Source organism: Actinomyces bouchesdurhonensis, from assembly GCF_900128465.1.
Taxonomy (GTDB): Bacteria; Actinomycetota; Actinomycetes; order Actinomycetales; family Actinomycetaceae; genus Pauljensenia; species Pauljensenia bouchesdurhonensis.
This window is the reverse complement of sequence record NZ_LT635875.1, coordinates 1-930: the sequence shown is the minus strand read 5'-3', so window position 1 is coordinate 930 and position 930 is coordinate 1. Positions and strand designations below refer to the sequence as shown.

General features: G+C 67.5%; 1 pseudogene. It reads right to left on the bottom strand.

Going from position 1 to position 930, the window contains the following annotated elements:
* Nucleotides 1-677, bottom strand: a pseudogene (locus BQ7477_RS10845) (bifunctional lysylphosphatidylglycerol flippase/synthetase MprF); the annotation flags it as partial.
* Nucleotides 678-930 lie beyond the last annotated feature (253 nt).

Genomic DNA, 930 nt, shown 5'->3' with positions numbered 1-930 from the left:
GCCGCCCGCGCGGCGACCATGCCGGCCAGGAGCGCCCACACGCGCGCGTAGGAGATCGCCGAGCCGAGGATCGCGGAGGAGAGAACGAGGACGCCAATGAGGAGGAAGCGGGCCCTCCACCGCCAGCGCGAACCCAGGGACTGCACGGCAGCTCCCGCCAGAGCGACCAGGATGAGGCTGGTCCCCCACAGGGTTCCCTCACCGATTGCCTGGCCCCATTCTGAGATGGCGCGCTTGAGTAGGGGCAGGGTCGCCCACGTGGCGGCCACGCCGACGACCTGTCCGGACAGGGCCGCTGCCACCCACGCGCGTGTGCCGAGGTGACGTTCGATCGCGCCTCCGGCAACGATCATGGTGACGATGCCGAGCACCGCGGTGGCCAGGAAGTGGCCGGGGACCGCCCCGATGGAGGAGATGATTGACCACCAGTGGGATGAGGAGGGGTTGGCCTCGAGGGTGGCGAATTGGTCGCGCCACACGAAGTAGGTGGCTGAGACTAAGGCGAGGGCGATCGTCACGGCGGCCGTAGCCGGGGCGTGGGAGAGCCAGCGGGCGGTGAGCCGCGCTAGCGAGGAGACGAGGAGCCTCAGAGTTCGTGCCGTCGCGGCCAGTGGGGCGGTGATGCTTCGAAGGGCAGATGTGCGGGGTTCGGGCGAGTCAGTTTCATCCTCAGCCACGGCGGGTTCCTCTCAAACCGTTGTGATGCTTCCGAAGCATAGGATAAACCCGTATGCTGGATGCGTACTGAACGTGCGCTGGGAAGGCATCTGATCGGTCGAGGCCCAGGCTTCTTCCTGCAGCTCGGCGCGAGGGCAGGAAGGACAAACTCAAGCGCCTAGGGTGGCAAACTCCGCGAGGGCAAGAGGACGTCCCGCGCTCATTTCGGCGCGCATGAGATCCACGACAGCGTCGAGGCCCTGGCCGGGTCGG